This is a genomic window from Arthrobacter sp. TB 26 (assembly GCF_000427315.1).
Classification (GTDB): domain Bacteria; phylum Actinomycetota; class Actinomycetes; order Actinomycetales; family Micrococcaceae; genus Arthrobacter.
In genome coordinates, this window is record NZ_AUPJ01000046.1 from 1 (window position 1) to 1,282 (window position 1,282).

Annotated in this window: 2 protein-coding genes; both read right to left on the reverse strand. The window is 70.2% G+C overall.

Features of this window, described 5'->3' with window-relative positions; genetic code table 11:
* Window positions 1-138 precede the first annotated feature (138 nt).
* Entirely contained in the window at window positions 139-381 is a 243-nt protein-coding gene (locus K789_RS0100765) for an acyl carrier protein (protein WP_024365081.1), read from the reverse strand.
* Between the two features lie 31 nt (window positions 382-412).
* Window positions 413-1,282: 2-oxo acid dehydrogenase subunit E2 (locus K789_RS21915; protein WP_029704174.1), on the reverse strand; the 870-nt coding region annotated here is incomplete at its 5' end.

Sequence of the window (1,282 nt, forward strand, 5' to 3'; positions counted from 1 at the left end):
CGGGGCCGGGCGCCCGGGTCGGACCATTCCGCCGCTTTTCTTCCCATCGACTGCTCCGTAGCCGCCCTTTAGCGCCTCCAAAAGGGCGGCTACGGAGCAGTCGATGCAGGATTAGCAGGATTAGCAGGATTAGCAGGATTAGCCGTGGGCCGCGAGGTAGCCGATCAGCCCCTTTACCGTGGCCACCTCCGGGTAGTCCCGCTCAGGGATGTCGACGCCGGTGGCCGTGTCGATCGTTTCGACCAGCCGGAGGAAGTCCAGCGAATCGAGTTCGAGGTCCTGCCGCAGGCGGGCGTCCTCGTCCACCTCGGCCAGGTCCACGTCCGGTGCCACCTTGCCGATCGCGGACTGTACCGCCGCCCGCGCGTCCTGTTCGTTCATGGTTCCTCCCGTTTCACATTACCCACCCGGTTCACAGGTCTTCCGGCTTCTGCAGCAGCTCGTCGATCCGCGCCAGGTAGCGGCCCCCGCGCAGCCCGTCGCTGACCCGGTGGTCAGCGGAGAGGGTGGCGACGACGGCGGGCCGGACACCGAGCATCCCGTTCTGCGCCCACGGCTGCTCCATCACCCGGCCGAAGCCGACCATCGCAACCTGCGGGGGATAGATGACGCCGAAGACACTCTCCACGCCGAGGTCCCCGAGGTTCGTCACGGTGATCGTGGGATCGGCCATTTCGGCACGCTGCAGCCGCCCGGCACGGGCGCGGCTGACGAGGTCCCGGAGCTGCTCCATCAGCACGTCAACCGGCAGGGTGTCCGCGTCGTGGATGGCGGGGGCCACCAGGCCGCCCTGGCGCAGGGCCACGGCGACACCTAGGTGCACGGACGCGCTGGGCCGGAACCCGCCGTCGTCGTAGAAGCCGTTCACCTCCGGGACCTCCCTGGCCGCGAGCGCCGCTGCCTTAAGCAGCAGCGCGGAGGGCACCAGCCGGGACGCGACCGGCCGCTGTGCGTTGACGGACTGCATCCAGCCGACGGCGGCACGCAGGTCCAGGGTGGTGCTGAGGTAGTAGTGCGGGATGGTCTTCTTCGAGCGCGACATCAGCGCACCGATGGCGCGGCGCAGGCTGGCCACTCGCTCGCGTGCCTCTGAGGGTTTCTCGGGGGAAACGGGTGGCCCGGCGGGTGGCCCTGTTTCCGGCAATTCGGCCGGTGCTTCCGGCCCTGCCTCCGGGGCGCCCGCCCCCGGGAGAACTGCCACCGGGGCGCCCGGCACCGGGGTACCTGCCGCCGGGCGGAGGGTCGCGGCGTGCTGCACGTCCGCCACGCTCACCGTACCTTC